This is a genomic window from Paraprevotella clara YIT 11840 (assembly GCF_000233955.1).
Lineage (GTDB): Bacteria > Bacteroidota > Bacteroidia > Bacteroidales > Bacteroidaceae > Paraprevotella > Paraprevotella clara.
Genome location: NZ_JH376669.1, coordinates 1 through 669 on the forward strand (window position 1 = coordinate 1; position 669 = coordinate 669).

1 protein-coding gene is annotated in these 669 nt (G+C 40.5%); it reads right to left on the reverse strand.

Going from position 1 to position 669, the window contains the following annotated elements:
- Positions 1-574, reverse strand: a 574-nt coding sequence (locus HMPREF9441_RS16980; RefSeq protein WP_008623313.1) for a deoxyhypusine synthase family protein, incomplete at its 3' end; no start/stop codon positions are given.
- Positions 575-669 lie beyond the last annotated feature (95 nt).

The following is a 669-nucleotide window of genomic DNA, read 5'->3' on the forward strand; positions in this document are numbered from 1 at the left end:
TAGAGTCTTCCCAACCTGGACATATGATAGGCAGATTTCTTTCGGCAGCTGCCAATATCCAAGAGTTTTTAGGGTCTATTTCATAATATTGCTCTAACACCCCTGATTTCACTACTTGATATAGGTATTCGTGTGGGAAGTAGCGTTCGCCCTTGCTTTCGGCAGCATGCCATACATCTTCTAAGTGTTTTTGCAAACGTCTGAAAGCCTCTTCTTCAGGTATACAAGTGTCGGTTACACGATTGTAATGCCCTTCTAACAACTCCCATTCTTGTTGAGGCGTAAGGTCGCGGTAGTGAGGCACACGTTTGTAGTGCGAATGCGCTACAAGGTTCATCACATCTTCCTCGAGGTTAGCCCCTGTACAAGAAATAATATCTACTTTCCCTGCGCGAATCATCTCGGCAAGCGAAATGCCTAATTCGGCTGTACTCATAGCACCCGCAAGGGCTACAAGCATTTTTCCTCCCTCTGTTAGGTGAGTTTCATACCCCTTAGCAGCATCAACAAGAGCTGCTGCATTGAAGTGTAAAAAGTTTTTCTCAATAAACTGAGAAATAGGTCCTTTACTCATTTCTTTTTAAAATCTAAATTTGATATTGCAAAAGTAGTAAATAATCAGCAATTAGCAATCTTATTACTACAAAAAAATCATTTTAATTGATAATA